This is a genomic window from Robertmurraya siralis (assembly GCF_005502275.1).
Classification (GTDB): Bacteria; Bacillota; Bacilli; order Bacillales; family Cytobacillaceae; genus Robertmurraya; species Robertmurraya siralis.
In genome coordinates, this window is sequence record NZ_SWLZ01000001.1 from 150,377 (window position 1) to 165,725 (window position 15,349).

Sequence of the window (15,349 nt, forward strand, 5' to 3'; positions counted from 1 at the left end):
GAGGATATAAAATATGAAAATGAATAGACTGTGGCTTTTGCTGCTATTTTCAGCAGCATTTATCCTTTCTGCCTGTTCAAATGAAGAGGCGGGAACTGAAGCTGTAAAAGATGAGGAGAAGCTCGAACCAATCGTAATTAATAATGAAGGTTTTGTAATTGAATACGATGCTGCACCAAAACGGGCTGTATCCTTAAACCAACATGTAACTGAAATCATGCTCGCCCTTGGGTTAGAGGATTCCATGGTAGGGACTGCTTATTTAGACAATGAAATATACGAGCCTTTACAGGAAGCTTATCAGAAAGTTCCAGTACTGGCAGAGCAATATCCTTCCAAAGAGGAAATTATCGCGGTGGAAGCAGACTTTCTATATGGCGGATGGGCTAGTGCATTCAATGAAAAAAGCATTGCAACACGTGAGGAGTTAAAGAAGTTAGGGATTGATAGCTATCTCCAATCATCATCGGTACAGGTTGGAGCAACACTAGAGGATATTTATAAGGATATTAACAATATCGCAAAGATTTTTAGAATAGAAGAACGCGGTCAATCGTTGATTAAGCAAATGGATGACGATATTGAAAAAATTGTTTCGCAATTGCCGGAGGTGACGGAGCCCCTTGATGTTTTAGTATTTGATAGTGGCGAGACGGAGGTATTCACAGCGACGCAAAATTTTATGAATACACTTGTGACGATGGCCGGTGGTCATAATGTGTTTGCTGATGTGGAAGGAAATTGGGCTACTGTTTCAAAAGAGGATGCTGTCGAGCGTCAACCTGACGTCATTGTCGTAATTGATTATGGAACAACGACTGCAGAGCAAAAAATTGAATTTCTAAAAACGGATCCTGCATTGAGCCAAACACCTGCTGTTCAGAATGAACATTTCGTTATTTTGCCTTTATCAGCAGCTTCAGAAGGTGTTCGTGTCGCAGAGGCGCTTGATATTTTAGCAAGAGGATTTTACCCGGAAGCTTTTGAATAGAAACGATATACAAAGAATGGCTAAATAGGGAGGGAAATGATGACTACATGGAATTTAATGCAAATGGAACGACACTTATTGATTTGTAATGGAGCGACTTGTATGAGAGCTGGCGCGGAAGATGTGACTATGCAGATTCGCGATGAAATCCGCAGCAATCATCTTGATGAAAAAATCCATACATCGCGGACGCGCTGCAACGGCCGCTGTAAGGACAAATGTGTGGTTATTGATTATCCGAAAGGGACATGGTACTCGGTTCAACAAGAAGAAACAGCCCGTGCCATTGTTCATGAAACGGTAGATGAGGATGCGATTATATATTCTGTCGAGAACGGCGAACGGAAACGTGCTACTCATCGTGTCGAAGGAATTAATAAGTACAAGAAGGGAAATGGAGCAATGAAAAAAGCGATATTATTTGTTGGCCATGGAAGCAGGCTGGAGGAGGGCAATGAAGAAGTTCGACAATTTGTAGAACAAACAAAAGCGGACATTGATCCTGCACTTCTCGTGGAAACTTGTTTCTTAGAGTTTGCTGCACCAAATATTGAAGAAGGGATTCAAAAATGTGTGGAAAAAGGGGCTGATGAGATTCATGTAATACCGATTATCCTTCTCCATGCAGGGCATTCTAAACTGCATATTCCTGCAGAAATTGAACATGCGAAGGAACATTTTCCGGATGTCCACTTTACTTATGGCCAAACGATCGGAATACATGAAGAAGTTTTTGAGATATTAAAAACAAGACTTACAGAAGTTGGCTTAAATGTGAATGAAAAGCATGAGGATACTGCCATATTATTAATTGGGCGCGGTGGAAGCGATCCTTATGCCAATGGAGATTTTTATAAAATTAGCAGACTATTATGGGAAAAATTAGACGTACCGATCGTTGAGAGTGCTTTCATGGGGGTCACTACTCCAACTGTTGAAGAGGGAATGAATCGCTGTATTAAATTAGGTGCAAAAAAGATCATTATGCTTCCTTATTTTTTATTTACGGGCATTTTAATGGAGCGAATGAATAAAATGGCTGAACAATTTCGGCTAGCTTATCCAAATGTGTCAATTGATATTGCTGAATATTTTGGTTACCATCCGAAATTAAAAAAAGTCTTATTGGAAAGAATGAATCAAGCTTTAGAGGGAACTTCGACAGGAATGCAAGATCTAGAAAACTTTCGCCAATATGCAAAAGAAAATGGTTATGAGCATCACCATCACCACCATCATCATTAAATACAGGAATCACTTGGACGAGCTGATGCATTTCACATTTGAATTGCATCAGTTTGTTGACAAAAGGCAGTAAGAGTTGCAATCAATTTTTGAGCTTTTTTAAGGAGATGCCAAGTCTAACAGGAATTCATTGTACTGAAAGCAAGCAGCACCTCCATCGCCTTTGTTTTTTAGACCTCTAACATTACTATTTCATGCTACCTCTTTTTTTTTGCAGCGGCAAAGACTCTTTATGACGCACATTTAATTCTTTTACCTCTTTTATACATTATCAACCAATGGAGCAAGAAACGAAAAATTTGAATGCTGCTCCGAGCTTCCGTCCCAATGATTTAGTGGTACTTTCAGGTCGCTTGTGGTCAACCTATTCCTCACCATCATTTATCCAGTAACTCTATAAAATCTTTCATTTATTTGTTTAATCGTATTGTTGATAAAATTGAGTCAAAATCAACTCTGACATATAACGAAAGCCTAAATTAAAATTTCATGATTTTTCAGTTTGCTTCATTTTATTATTTGTATACATCTCTTTAAGTTCTAGGATATGAGGTATTGATTGTTTGGTTTTTTTAAGAGTGTGTTTAGCTCTAGCTTCTAACAAACTCAATCGTTAATGAAAAACAAGAGATTTTCTTAATCGAAAGAACAAGGTCCTTCCTTTGTTTGTACGGCGAGGGCACTAAGAAAAACTTCTTAGACTGATCATCGCAGGAACAATCTGCTTTCTGATTGTTTCAAAGGTGTCCCATGCTTTTGTTATTGGATAATGAAATATGTTTCTTTATAAAAATAGCGGCAGTGCGAATTTCTGAATGGGATGTGGAACAACTTCTCGAAACTAAACCGAGAGTCATATAAAGATAGAACTATATTCGTGTTGTAAATAGAAATAATTGCATGGTAATATTATTTCAATAGTCAAAATAATCAATCTTTAATCCTTAAAAAAGTATCTCCTAGGATATGTAGCAAATTAATAACAAAAAAGCGAGTGATCACCAAGGAGGTCTGACGGTATGGTACAAACAAAGAAAAATCGCTGGCTTATTGCAGCGGCGGCTGTTGGGATTCACATCTCAATTGGTTCCGTATACGCTTGGAGCAATTTCACGAATCCCCTTAAAAATATGTTCGGCTGGTCTGATTCAGAAGTGGCGTTGACCTTTAGTATTGCTATTTTGTTTTTAGGGCTGTCGGCCGCCTTTTTAGGTCATTTTGTTGAAAAACACGGACCTAGAAAAGCTGGATTGTTGGCAGCAACATTTTTTGGCATTGGTATAGCTGGTTCTGGCGTTGCTGTATTAATAGGATCAAAGTTATTGCTTTATTTATTTTACGGGGTCCTAGGCGGGATCGGGCTCGGTGTTGGATATATTGCACCGGTTTCAACCTTGGTTAAATGGTTCCCGGATCGCCGTGGTCTTGCTACAGGTCTCGCGATTATGGGTTTTGGCTTTGCAGCAGCAGTAGCAAGTCCAATTATGAATAGTTTGATAGAAAATGTAGGGGTAGCAAACACCTTTTTTATTTTAGGAAGCGCTTACTTTTTGGTGATGCTGGCTTCATCATTATATTTAGAAAAGCCGCCTGAAGGATGGATGCCAAAGGGGTTTGAGGAGAAGGTCGCTGCAGGTACAGCAAAGCCTCGCCTTGATTTATCTCAATTAACAGCAAATGAGGCCGTAAAAACGAGCCGTTTTTGGTATTTGTGGATTATGCTCTTTATTAACGTAACCTGTGGAATTGCGATTTTAGCTGTTGCGAAGCCATTAGCAATGGAGACTATCGGAATTGATACTGTAGCCGCGGCTGCTCTTGTTGGTGCAATTGGTGTGTTTAATGGTTTAGGGCGAATCGGGTGGGCTTCAATCTCAGATTATATTGGCCGACCAAATACGTATACTGCCTTCTTCATTTTGCAAATTGCCTTGTTTTTCTTACTTCCTTTAACGACCAACGTTCTGTTATTCCAAGTGATGCTAGCGATTATTTATACCTGTTACGGCGGTGGATTTGCTTCAATTCCTGCTTATATTGGCGATTTATTTGGAACGAAACAGCTCGGTGCCATTCATGGTTACATTTTAACTGCATGGGCCGCGGCTGGTCTTGTTGGACCAATGTTTGCTGCATATATCAAGGATACAACGGGGACGTATGCAGGCAGCTTAAATATTTTTGCCTGTCTATTTATTTTCGCCCTGATCGTTTCGTTGTTAATAAGAATGGATATATCTAAACTTCGTAAGCAAAAAGAATCCAGTATAACGGCCTAAACCTAAATTTATGAAGTGGTATACGGGGAGGGAGCATGAATAGGTGAAGAAGAGCATAACGAAAAGAACCATCACCCGTTATACGCAAGGAAGCATTGAAGAAATAGAAGATACCATTGTTACTGAACATCCTATTACAATCAAATTGAATCAAAGTGAGTTTGCGACACTTGTTTGTACACCGGAATATGTTGAAGACATGGTTATTGGTTTTTTAGCCTCAGAAGGGGTCATTAGAGGTTTTGAAGATATTGATGATATATGGATTCAAGAAAAGGAAGGATTTGCTCATGTCAAGACAAACTATATCAATCATTTTTACGAGAAATTTCATTCCAAACGCTATATAACCTCTTGCTGTGGCAAAAGTAGGCAAAGTTTTGTTTTTTTTAATGATGCTAGAATGTCGCACTCATTTCAAGATGTGAACGTAAAGTTATCATATGAGGATTGTTTTCGAATAATGGAAGAAATGGGCAAGGGTTCGAAGACATTTACGGAGACTGGTGGTGTTCATAATGCCGCATTATGCAGTAAAGAGCAGCTGCTTCTTTTGCGGCTTGATATCGGAAGGCATAATGCATTGGATAAGATATATGGTTATTGTTTACGAAACCATATTTCATTAAAGGATAAAGTGTTGGCTTTTAGCGGACGAATATCGTCTGAAATACTAGCAAAAGTAGCGAAAATTGGTTGTGAAATTGTTTTGTCTAAATCGGCTCCAACTGAACTTGCCCTTGAACTCGCTGAAGAGTTGGGAATTACAACAGTGGGGTTTATTCGAAGCAGATCGTTAAATGTTTATACACGAAGTGACAGAATCATTGACTGAAAAAAGGGGTGTTTCGTTATGGATGTGCAAACAAAACAGGTGGAAACGATATGCAGTTTTTGTGGAACAGGCTGCGGCCTGACAGTGGAAGTCGCGAATGAAAAGATCAGCAAGGTTAAGGGTCATAAAGAAAATCCATCAAGCCATGGGGAAACCTGTGTCAAGGGCGCTCTTGGTTGGGGATATATCAACAGTGAGAGAAGGTTAACTGAACCATTAATACGGAAAAATGGCAAGCTTACACCTGCAAGCTGGGATGAAGCACTAACCTTAATAGCTGAGAAATTTTCTGCTTTAAAGGCACAGTATGGACCAGATGCTTTCGGCTGTTTCAGTTCTTCGCGATCAACCAATGAATTAAACTATTTAGCTGGAAAATTTATGCGTACGGTCATCGGAACAAACAATATTGATAGCTGTAACCGAACATGACACGCCCCAAGTGTCACCGGTCTGGTGACGGTGTTTGGTACAGGTGCAGCGACGGGCTCCTATGATGAATTGGAAAATACGGATGTGATCCTTGTTTGGGGAAGCAATACCCAGGAATGTCACCCGATTATTTTTAATCACATGCGCCGAGGAATTAAGAATGGTGCCAAAATGGTTGTGATTGATCCGCGTAAAATTGATCAAACAAAGCTTGCTCACAAGTATTTGCCAGTACGTGTTGGAACAGATATAGCTCTAGCGAATGCAATGGGTAATGTCATAATTGACGAAGGGTTAGTCAATCTTAAATTCATTCAACATGCTACGAAGGAGTTTGAGTTGTATAAAGATGCGGTGAAACAATACACACCAGAATATGCTGAAAAAATTACAGGAGTGCCTGCAGATGACATTCGAGAAATTGCTCGTTTATATGCAACCGCGGAGAAAGCAACAATCTGTTGGACATTGGGAATTACGGAACATCATAATGGAACAGAGAATGTATTTTCGTTAATTAATCTAGCATTATTGACGGGGCATATTGGCAAATATGGTTCTGCTTTAAATCCCCTTCGAGGTCAAAATAATGTTCAGGGCGGGGGAGATATGGGAGCATTGCCAAATCGCCTTGTTGGCGGCTGGAATTACGATGACCCTCAAGGAAGAGAATGGCATCAGCGAGTATGGGGAAATCCGGTTCCGGAAAAAATAGGCAAGCATCAAACTTTAATGTTGGATGCAATGGAAAAGAAGGAAATTAAGGCGCTATATGTTATCGGAGAAAATCCCGTCCAATCCGATGCTGATGGAAACTATGTACAAAGGGTGTTCAATAATCTTGAATTTCTAGTTGTTCAAGACATTTTGATGACGAAAACAGCCATGCTTGCTGATATCGTTCTTCCGGCTACAGGTTGGGCTGAAAATGATGGCACAATCACTAATTCTGAACGTCGCATTCAGCGAGTACGCCCTGCTTTAAAAGGTCCAGGTTTAGCGCGCCATGACCATGTCATTGTTCAGGATATTGCCAATAAAATGGGAGCAAGCTGGAGCTATCAATCTGCCGAAGAAATATGGGAGGAAATTCGAATACTCGCACCTAATTTTGCCGGAATTACGTATAAGCGAATCGACAAAGAGGGTGGACTGCAATGGCCATGTTATGATGAAAGTCATCCGGGCACGCCCTACCTTCATAGCCGCCTTTGGTCTGATCAAGTAGGAATGAAGGCCAGGTTTGTACCAAGCCATTATCAGCCTCCAGCAGAGGTTCCTGATCAAGAATATCCATTGACATTGACGACAGGACGGAGGCTACAATTTTATAATACAGGCGTACAAACCCGCTATTATAAAAAGGCGAAGAATGCTGAGGAAGCATTGGAAATTCATCCGGATGATGCAGCATTGTTCGGATTTCATGATGGAGAAGCAGTCCGAGTCACCTCGCGTAGAGGAAGCGTCGTTACCAAAATCAGAATCAGCAAAAAACAACCAAGGGGATTAGTATTTATGTCGTTTCATTTTCCCGATCAGGCTAATACGAATCTTCTTACGAATCACGCAACCGATCCACTAGCTGGAACAGCAGAATTTAAAGCTTGTGCGGTCAAAATTGAAAAAGTTGAGGATGAGAATTCTTTATCGTAATGATAAGTTAAGATCAGAAAAAGATTGAATTACAGAGAAAAAGAATGTGCGCTTGCAAAGCATCCAGCCATTTTATGTCTATTTGCTTGTAGCGAAGTGAAAAACGAATATGGTAGAGAGGCTGAGATTCTTGATGATAGAGGATTTCAGCTTTTTTGCTTTAAATGACTGGAAGTGTGAGTATAGTTGTGGAAAAATTTAAATGAGGCATCACAAGATATTCAAGTGATGCTTTAAACTGTTCTCATTCCAACATTCTACCCATTTTTTGGTTAATTCATAGTAAATCAACATGAGCAATTGATTTTGTTGCAACAATACTGTATGATACATAGTATATAAAAAATACTGTACGTTATATAGTATTTTAAAGATGAGGTGAACAGGTGAGTCAGTTATTAAATTCGTTAACAACTGAACTTAGGCGAGGAACTTTGACTTTGGCTGTTTTAAGCCAATTGCGAACACCCCAGTATGGGTATTCGCTTGTTCAGTTATTAGAAGGTTCAGGAATTATTATCGATCAAAGCACTTTATATCCTTTACTTCGACGCCTAGAAAAGCAGGAATTGGTGACAAGTAGCTGGGATACATCAGAAAGTAGACCTCGGAAATATTATGTTTTAAGCGCATATGGAGCAGAAATATTTTTAAAGTTAAAAGAAGAATGGATGAAAAACGCAAAAGAACTCTACAGTTTATTGGAAGGGGGAGAGAAGGATGGATTTAATTAAAATATATATTCAGGAAGTAACTCGGCGCTTACCCGAAAAAAATCGTGAGGATATCGCCCTTGAGCTATCTTCCACGATAGGGGATATGCTACCTGATGAGTATAGTGATGAAGATGTTAACTCAGTATTAGAAAAGCTAGGGAGTCCGGTAGCATTAGCGTATGGATATCGTGATAAACCAATGTATTTGATCGGTCCTCGTTACTTTGATGTGTATGTCAGTCTATTAAAAATGATATTCCCAATTGCTTTAATCGTATCGTTTATTTCCATTTTTGCGGAATATACGACTGGATACAGTGAAGAATCGCTCATAAAAGTAATGGTGAGCCTATTAAGCAAAGGGATATTGACTATATTCGAGGTGGGAATTCAATTCTTATTTTGGATCACTCTTGTATTTGTTATTTTAGAGAGAACAGATAAAGGAAATAATGGGCAGCCATTAACTGCAACATTTAAAAAATGGAAGCCGGAAGATTTGAAGGATATTCCGTACATTCCTAAGAAAAAAACAATTTCAAGAATTGAGATATTTGGCAGCTTACTGTGGATTGGTATATGGGCAACACTTTATTTCTATGCGGAACGTTTATTAGGTGTTTATACTGGTAGTTTAGAAGGTCTAAAACTAGTTGCTCCAATGTTTAATCAAGAGATTTTGTTGCGATATTGGCCACTGATTATAATCGTGATTGGTCTTGAATTAACTTTTGTCCTTTACAAATTAATTAAGGGGCAATGGACAAAGAGAGTGGCGATATTCAATACAGTACAAGAACTTGTTGGGGCCGTTGCATTTATCATTATAATTGTAACGCCAAATTTACTAACCTTAGAATTTATTGACTATATGACGGAGTTATTTTCAATAACTTCCACTCAATTTATGTCTTTAATTATTGGTGGGGGGATTTTCATATTACTTATATCTTCGGCAATGAGCATTTTCGATGGTTTTCGGAAAGCGAAGATTGGTTGATTTGACGAGGGGGTTAGACACTTCTATATTTGTAGAGGTGTTTTTAACTTTTTGATTAAATACAATTATCGGCTTCAAAGTGGAGGTGAAAAATAATGGTAAATGGATGGTGAAAAAAGGCTTTTTCTAATTTATACTGAATATTTGAATGAATCATTGAGCTGAAAAAAAACTCTGTTCAATAATGGGGGTTAACTATGAATATGCTAATTGCCATCGTGTTGCTGATCTTGATTGCCGCTTTATTGGGAACGTTATGGCTAACGAGAAGAAGCGATGAAGATTATCGTGGCTCTACAAAAAAGAATACAAAGAATTTAACCATTATTTATGCTGTTGTCATCCTTCTTTCGTTAGTCGCTTTAGGACTATATATTAGTATCTCTCACTAAATGGCATGGATATCTATCTATTCATAATTGCTAACTGGGGATTGCGGTATCAACGTTTTTGCAAAGGAATGGTGCCAAATGGCTTGGGAACCAAATCGAGCATCGAAGAAGCCACTATATAAACAAATAGCTGAATATGTTGAAAATAATATTGCGAATGGGGCTTTTCCACCAGAAAAACCGCTTCCTTCAGAAAGAGCTTTAGCAAAGGAGCTGAAGGTAAACAGGAGTACAGTTGTCGTTGCTTATGATGAACTTCAAGCAGTTGGCTTAATTCAAAGAATTCAAGGAAGCGGTACGATGATTAGCAAGGATATTTGGGGCATTACGAAAAAGCGTGTTCCAAGGTGGCATCGTTATATTGAATCGGGTCCTTTTTTGCCAAATTTACCGGTTACGCAAAGATTGCGCAGAGAAATGGAAGAGAAGAATTTAATTAATTTAGCAAGTGGAGAATTATGCAATGGCTAGCTAATGAGTTTTTGGATTATGGGTATTTTCAAACTCATATACATGAATTGCAGAAAAAGTTAGAAAGTCGCTGTGAGCAGTTGGTCACGAGCTTGAACAATTATTTACATGATAAAGTGGAATTTACTGTCCCTCATGGTGGAATACATTTATGGTGCAAAGTGAAAAAAGATGTAGACGAAATGAAATTACTAGAGAATGCCATTTAAAGAGGAGTCATTTATGTCCCAGGTTCTGTAATGGGATCGGGAAATGGTTATGTCCGCTTTACATATGCGAGAGCGAGGGAAGAGGAGATTAGGGAAGGTGTTAGGAGATTTGCAGAAGCTCTTACATCTTTAAAAGTGAAAGTAATAGGGAAATTAAAATGGAGGTGAGCATAATCAAATGTTTACGAATGAGCAATTGCAAGATTTAATTGCAGGGAAAGCGATTGGGGATAAATTTCCTTATTATACTGGCAACGAGCAAGAAATTGAAGCGCATATAAGGAGGTTATTCCATCGAATTAATCGAATTCCTCATATCATCTGTGAAGCAGAGTGGAATCATTTTGGAAGTGGATACGCTTCCTTTGTTGAATTCTTTTGCTATACGAAAAAAAATGTAACAGTCGAGAGTGAAAAATACGGAATTCGAAAGGAAAAGACAGAAGGAATTATCATTGATATCTGTCGGTTAGCGCCTGTTGCGATCATGGGAGAAGATGATCGTTCAAAAACGATACGGATCGAATCAAATGAAATATTAAGCGGTGGATACGGGTCGATCATTAGTGCTTCAAATCAATTGTATTTAAGAGAAGAATTTCATGAACTTGGAAGACAATTAAAACTAGCATTAGAAGAGTATGAGTACGCTCTTCTTGATTTTGAACAGATTAGCGCACCATTGCCATTTCAAGCAAAAATTCCAACCATATACAAGGAACCGGGAGATTATATCATTATGGATGCTATTTTTTATTGGGAGGACTAAATGGCAAAATTGAGAGCGAAATAGATTACGATGATTCATAAGTATAGGAGTGAGCCGATGTTTATCATTTTATTGATTATGCTGCTTGTTTCGGGCATTGTTTTATTTTTTTGTGGGTATTATGCCGCTGTTATAAGAATGAAATTAGGAAGAAATGTCTTACTTGCTGTGCCTATTGTTCTGGCTATCTTTATGCTCAATGTGATGATGGCTTTAGTAGAGTTATCTAAATCACCAAACTGGCAATGATGAAAAGGAGATTAATAGATGTGAACGATACACTTTCGGAATCGTAGTTTCCTATCAATGATCTAAACCCACAAAATTTCTAAATTTATACAATTGATTCCTAAAGAAATCATTTCAGCTATGCTGGCAGGAATGATTATGAAATATATGGTGAATTTTTCATTGTTTCTGTAAATCAATTATGGCTTGTGGGAAGTATATCAATAATCGCATTCTTTGCTTTTAGTAAATGGAAATTAAGAATTCCGCCTGTAATTGCGTCGATTGTGGTTGGTTTTGTCATATTGCTTTTATTTTATCCTTTGGTTTTGTTAAATAGAATGGTTGTTAAAATGATTTTGGGTTCATTCATGTGAAACTTTGGTTTCACATGCCTTTCAGTATAACTGAAAGGTCTTCTGCCCTTCTTATATTAAGCAACGATGCTGTAGTTGCAATTGGTGGATTACGACAAAAAAACTATCAAACTCCGATTAATAAACTTGTCTCATTAAGTGGGGTTTTTTCTTGACTAGTTTTTTTGGCGGCCAATCAGCAAATGCGGCTGGAATGGCGACAGTTATCTGCGCAGGGGAGGAAGCTGGTCCAAAAGAAAAAAGATATATGGGGGCAGTAGTCACGGGAATACTTATCCTTATATTCGGTCTGTTTTCTTGGAAACTGATTCCTGTGATTCAAGTATTACCGCAGGAGTTTATTGCAATAGTTGTTGGTTTCTCTCTTATTGGAGTGTTTGGAAATTGTTTATATCAAAGTTTTGCAAAGGAATCGATGAAAATGAGCACCACATTTGCTTTCATTATCGCATTTTCAAACATTTCCATTATGAGTATAAGCGCACCTGTTATTTCACTTCTTATCGGAACTTTTGTTGCCTATTTTGTCGAACAAGCTCGTTTGAAAATAAGCTCATGATATTTAAATTCATTTTATTAGGTGGTTCGTTTGTGCGAGAGTGTTCTAAATGCTGTTCTTTTAGAACGCTCTTTTTTTATCGATTTTTTAAAATCTCAAAATGTAACCGCTTTATGTCGAAAAAAACGAACAAAGTTTTTGAAAAAGTATAAAAAATTCTAATAATTTTATTGATATTAATTCAAAAAGTGGTATTATTATAACAAATTACAAAATTCGTAACAGTGGTTCTATTATAGAACCAGAAAGAAGTGGAGATGAAATGACATCAAAAACAGTAAGTAAAGCTTTGAGTGTACTAAATTCTTTCACCTCTGAAAACCCATCCTGGGGGCTGCGAGAACTTGCACGGCACTTAGATATGAACCATACGGTTGTTTATCGCTTGCTCAGTACATTAGAAGAGGAAGGGTACGTATTTCATAACCCAGATACACAAAAATATGAACTTGGCATTAAGTTAATTGAACTGAGCAATGTGGTCGAGGAACATCTGAAATTTGCTGAATTGATTGAGCCGATCATGAAAAAAATCGCTTTGCAAACAGGTGAAAGTGTTGTGTTTACCATTTTAGACAATGAAGAAGGAGTTTTCTTGAAAATTGTTGAGAGTGAACAGCAAGTGAGGTTTGCAGAGTCAGTGGGAAAGAGAAGTCCTTTATATATTGGTGCATCACATAAAGTGATTTTAGCTTACCTGCCTGAAGAAATTCAGAATCGAATTATTGATGATGGATTAAGTAATAACGCGCAGCACATTGAATCAAAAGAAGCCTTTTTTGAAGTGCTTGAAAAAATCAAACACCAAGGCTGGTACTATACTGCAGGAGAAACCTTTAATGATGTTGCCGCCATTTCCATTCCTCTATTCGATCATAAAAAGAATATTCTCGGCTCAATTTCTGTTGCTGGACCAAAATATAGAGTAACGATTGAGGAAACAGATAGAATGTTAATCAGTTTACAAGAAAACTATCAATCTTTGAGTTCTGTTTTAAGAAAATCCTTTTTTCCATCGAGAAGAAAGTTTTTAATGAATACCCTATCTTAAGTGGAAGGAGGTAGTTGCATGGACAAGATTTTAGAAGTAAAAGATCTTGTTGTTGGTTATAAAGGAAAAAATGGATTTGTCAGAGCAGTCGATGGTGTATCCTTTGATATTAATAAAGGAGAAACAATTTGTATTGTTGGAGAGTCTGGAAGTGGCAAAAGTGTTACATCAATGAGTATTATGCGACTAGTTGAATTTGAAAATGGGAAGATCTTAGATGGAGAAATTTCATTTAAAGGGGAAAGCTTAACGACTAAAAAAGCGGACGAAATGAGGAAAATAAGAGGCTCAAAAATATCGATGATCTTCCAAGAACCATTGACGGCCCTTAATCCAGTATTCACCATAGGAAAGCAAATTTCCGAGGCGATTCTATTCCATCATAAAATTGGTAAAGAAGAGGCTTGGAAAGAGGCAGAAAAGCTTGTTCGCCTTGTCGGAATATCAGATCCAGTAGGGAGATTAAAACAATATCCGCATGAATTGTCTGGGGGAATGAGGCAAAGGGTAATGATTGCGATGGCATTAGCATCCGAACCCGAATTATTAATTGCAGATGAGCCAACAACGGCCCTTGATGTTACGATAGAGGCGCAAATTTTAGAGCTATTACGAAATTTAAGGGAAGAAAAAAAGATGTCAATCATGCTAATCACTCATGATATTGGAGTGGCAGCGGAAATGGCCAATCGAATCATTATTATGTACGCAGGAAAGATAATGGAAATTGCCAATACGTTTGATATATTTGAACAGCCTTTACATCCTTACACGAAAGGTTTGCTAGAATCTGTGCCTAAGATGGATGGGCAAAGAGGGGTTCCTCTTAAATCGATCAATGGCTCCATTCCAAGTCTGAATGAAATTCCAGAAGGCTGCCGATTTTCACCAAGATGCCCTTTCGCTACTGAAAAATGCCATCAGGAAGCTCCCGCATTGGAGACAAGAGGAAATAGACAGGTTGCCTGCTGGCATGTAGATTATCTTCTTGAACATAGCCTGCTTGATGTTGAAGAGGAAGGAGGGATTTCCATTGAATCATAGCCAAGAGGAAATATCTGTTGCTACGAAGGAACCGCTTCTAAAAATAGAAAACTTGAAAAAACATTTTTCAATTAAAGGAGGTGGAATGTTTAATAGCAAACGAAAAATCGTCAAAGCCGTAGATGACGTATCCTTTCATATTTATAAAGGAGAAACGTTGGGACTTGTCGGAGAATCAGGGTGTGGAAAGTCTACTTTAGGGAGAAATATTTTGCGGCTACAGGAACCGACAGAGGGAAGGGTATTCTATAAAGATACGAATATATTAGAGCAAAACAATCGTGAACTCCGTAAACTTCGGAGAGAGATTCAAATCATTTATCAGGACCCTTTTGGTTCCCTGAATCCTAGATTTACAATTGGCCAGATTATTGGTGAGATGTACGAAATTCATGGAATCGCAAGTGGCCCGGAAAAAGAGGCAAAGGTTAAAGAAATGCTTGAACTTGTTGGGCTAGACCCGAGCCGATACCATAGCTATCCCCATGAATTCTCTGGAGGGCAAAGGCAGAGGGTAGGAATTGCGAGAGCACTGGCTTTAAATCCAGAATTTGTCGTTGCGGACGAACCGGTATCAGCTTTAGATGTTTCTGTACAATCGCAGGTCATTAATTTACTTATGAAATTAAAAAAAGAACTTGGTTTAACGATGCTCTTTATTGCCCATGGGCTTAATGTGGTCAGGCATATATCAGATCGGGTTGGCGTCATGTATCTTGGAAAGCTGGTAGAGCTGTCCGAAACAGATAATATCTTTGATCATCCTGCCCACCCCTATACAGCAGCTTTATTATCAACAGTTCCAGAGGCTGATCCTAAATTAAGAAAGGAAAGGATTGTTTTAAAAGGGGAGGTGCCATCTCCAGCCAATCCTCCATCCGGTTGTCGATTTAGGACAAGATGCCCGTTGGCTACCGAGCTTTGCGTGCAAGAAGCTCCACCGTTAAAGGAGATTCGTGATGAACATTTTGTTGCCTGCCATTTTCCTTTAGAAAAGGGACAATCGTTAAAAGAAGCAATAGAGTTATTAAACAAAGAAAAAATTGCAAATTGAATTGATTGAATCTTCGGATTATAAAAAAGTAAAGGGGTTTA

General features: G+C 38.3%; 14 protein-coding genes and 2 pseudogenes. All 16 read left to right on the plus strand.

Annotation, left to right across the window (positions count from 1 at the left end):
• The first annotated feature begins 13 nt into the window (after window positions 1–13).
• The 16 genes and pseudogenes from FCJ93_RS00710 (at window position 14) to FCJ93_RS00780 (ending at window position 15,308) form a co-directional block, all read left to right on the plus strand.
• Window positions 14–991 carry an ABC transporter substrate-binding protein gene (locus FCJ93_RS00710; RefSeq protein ID WP_137742738.1) on the plus strand — a complete coding sequence of 326 codons (978 nt, stop codon included), beginning with the start codon at window positions 14–16 and terminating at the stop codon, window positions 989–991.
• Between the two features lie 39 nt (window positions 992–1,030).
• Window positions 1,031–2,236: a CbiX/SirB N-terminal domain-containing protein gene (locus tag FCJ93_RS00715; protein WP_095311063.1), complete on the plus strand. Its 1,206-nt coding sequence runs from the start codon at window positions 1,031–1,033 to the stop codon at window positions 2,234–2,236.
• A 1,019-nt stretch (window positions 2,237–3,255) separates the two neighbouring features.
• Window positions 3,256–4,515 carry an L-lactate MFS transporter gene (locus tag FCJ93_RS00720; RefSeq protein WP_137742739.1) on the plus strand — a complete coding sequence of 420 codons (1,260 nt, stop codon included), beginning with the start codon at window positions 3,256–3,258 and terminating at the stop codon, window positions 4,513–4,515.
• Between the two features lie 43 nt (window positions 4,516–4,558).
• Window positions 4,559–5,350, plus strand: coding sequence for a formate dehydrogenase accessory sulfurtransferase FdhD (fdhD, locus tag FCJ93_RS00725; protein ID WP_095311058.1), 792 nt, complete (start codon window positions 4,559–4,561; stop codon window positions 5,348–5,350).
• An 18-nt stretch (window positions 5,351–5,368) separates the two neighbouring features.
• Window positions 5,369–5,533 (plus strand): annotated as a pseudogene (locus FCJ93_RS25820) (hypothetical protein); the annotation flags it as partial.
• 3 nt (window positions 5,534–5,536) lie between these two features.
• Window positions 5,537–7,438, plus strand: coding sequence for a formate dehydrogenase subunit alpha (fdhF, locus tag FCJ93_RS25825; RefSeq protein ID WP_408014788.1), 1,902 nt, complete (start codon window positions 5,537–5,539; stop codon window positions 7,436–7,438).
• A gap of 386 nt (window positions 7,439–7,824) precedes the next feature.
• Window positions 7,825–8,172: a PadR family transcriptional regulator gene (locus FCJ93_RS00735; protein ID WP_095311054.1), complete on the plus strand. Its 348-nt coding sequence runs from the start codon at window positions 7,825–7,827 to the stop codon at window positions 8,170–8,172.
• On the plus strand, window positions 8,159–9,154 hold the full coding sequence (locus FCJ93_RS00740; RefSeq protein ID WP_137742741.1) for a hypothetical protein: 996 nt from the start codon (window positions 8,159–8,161) through the stop codon (window positions 9,152–9,154). Before FCJ93_RS00735 ends, FCJ93_RS00740 begins: the two co-directional genes overlap by 14 nt.
• Window positions 9,155–9,351: 197 nt before the next feature.
• Entirely contained in the window at window positions 9,352–9,546 is a 195-nt protein-coding gene (locus tag FCJ93_RS00745) for a hypothetical protein (RefSeq protein ID WP_095311051.1), read from the plus strand.
• Between the two features lie 78 nt (window positions 9,547–9,624).
• Window positions 9,625–10,394 (plus strand): annotated as a pseudogene (locus FCJ93_RS26020) (aminotransferase class I/II-fold pyridoxal phosphate-dependent enzyme).
• Between the two features lie 10 nt (window positions 10,395–10,404).
• Complete coding sequence (locus tag FCJ93_RS00755) at window positions 10,405–10,995, plus strand: hypothetical protein (RefSeq protein WP_137742742.1); 591 nt, start codon at window positions 10,405–10,407, stop codon at window positions 10,993–10,995.
• Between the two features lie 57 nt (window positions 10,996–11,052).
• Entirely contained in the window at window positions 11,053–11,244 is a 192-nt protein-coding gene (locus FCJ93_RS00760; protein WP_095311047.1) for a hypothetical protein, read from the plus strand.
• Window positions 11,245–11,751: 507 nt separating this feature from the next.
• Window positions 11,752–12,159, plus strand: a complete 408-nt coding sequence (locus tag FCJ93_RS25220; RefSeq protein ID WP_211344074.1) for a benzoate/H(+) symporter BenE family transporter — start codon at window positions 11,752–11,754, stop codon at window positions 12,157–12,159.
• Window positions 12,160–12,421: 262 nt separating this feature from the next.
• A complete protein-coding gene (locus tag FCJ93_RS00770; RefSeq protein ID WP_095311045.1) occupies window positions 12,422–13,210 on the plus strand; it encodes an IclR family transcriptional regulator in 789 nt (262 codons plus the stop codon).
• A gap of 18 nt (window positions 13,211–13,228) precedes the next feature.
• Window positions 13,229–14,254, plus strand: coding sequence for an ABC transporter ATP-binding protein (locus tag FCJ93_RS00775; RefSeq protein WP_137742743.1), 1,026 nt, complete (start codon window positions 13,229–13,231; stop codon window positions 14,252–14,254).
• A complete protein-coding gene (locus FCJ93_RS00780; protein ID WP_095311040.1) occupies window positions 14,244–15,308 on the plus strand; it encodes an ABC transporter ATP-binding protein in 1,065 nt (354 codons plus the stop codon). The genes FCJ93_RS00775 and FCJ93_RS00780 overlap by 11 nt, the downstream gene beginning before the upstream one ends.
• The last annotated feature ends 41 nt before the right edge of the window (window positions 15,309–15,349 follow it).

Coding starts and splice junctions, on each gene's coding strand:
- FCJ93_RS00745 (WP_095311051.1), top strand. CDS start 9,352: ATGAATATGCTAATTGCCATCGTGTTGCTGATCTTGATTGCCGCTTTA.
- FCJ93_RS00720 (WP_137742739.1), top strand. CDS start 3,256: ATGGTACAAACAAAGAAAAATCGCTGGCTTATTGCAGCGGCGGCTGTT.
- FCJ93_RS00715 (WP_095311063.1), top strand. CDS start 1,031: ATGACTACATGGAATTTAATGCAAATGGAACGACACTTATTGATTTGT.
- FCJ93_RS00740 (WP_137742741.1), top strand. CDS start 8,159: ATGGATTTAATTAAAATATATATTCAGGAAGTAACTCGGCGCTTACCC.
- FCJ93_RS00710 (WP_137742738.1), top strand. CDS start 14: ATGAAAATGAATAGACTGTGGCTTTTGCTGCTATTTTCAGCAGCATTT.
- FCJ93_RS00770 (WP_095311045.1), top strand. CDS start 12,422: ATGACATCAAAAACAGTAAGTAAAGCTTTGAGTGTACTAAATTCTTTC.
- FCJ93_RS00760 (WP_095311047.1), top strand. CDS start 11,053: ATGTTTATCATTTTATTGATTATGCTGCTTGTTTCGGGCATTGTTTTA.
- FCJ93_RS00755 (WP_137742742.1), top strand. CDS start 10,405: ATGTTTACGAATGAGCAATTGCAAGATTTAATTGCAGGGAAAGCGATT.
- FCJ93_RS00775 (WP_137742743.1), top strand. CDS start 13,229: ATGGACAAGATTTTAGAAGTAAAAGATCTTGTTGTTGGTTATAAAGGA.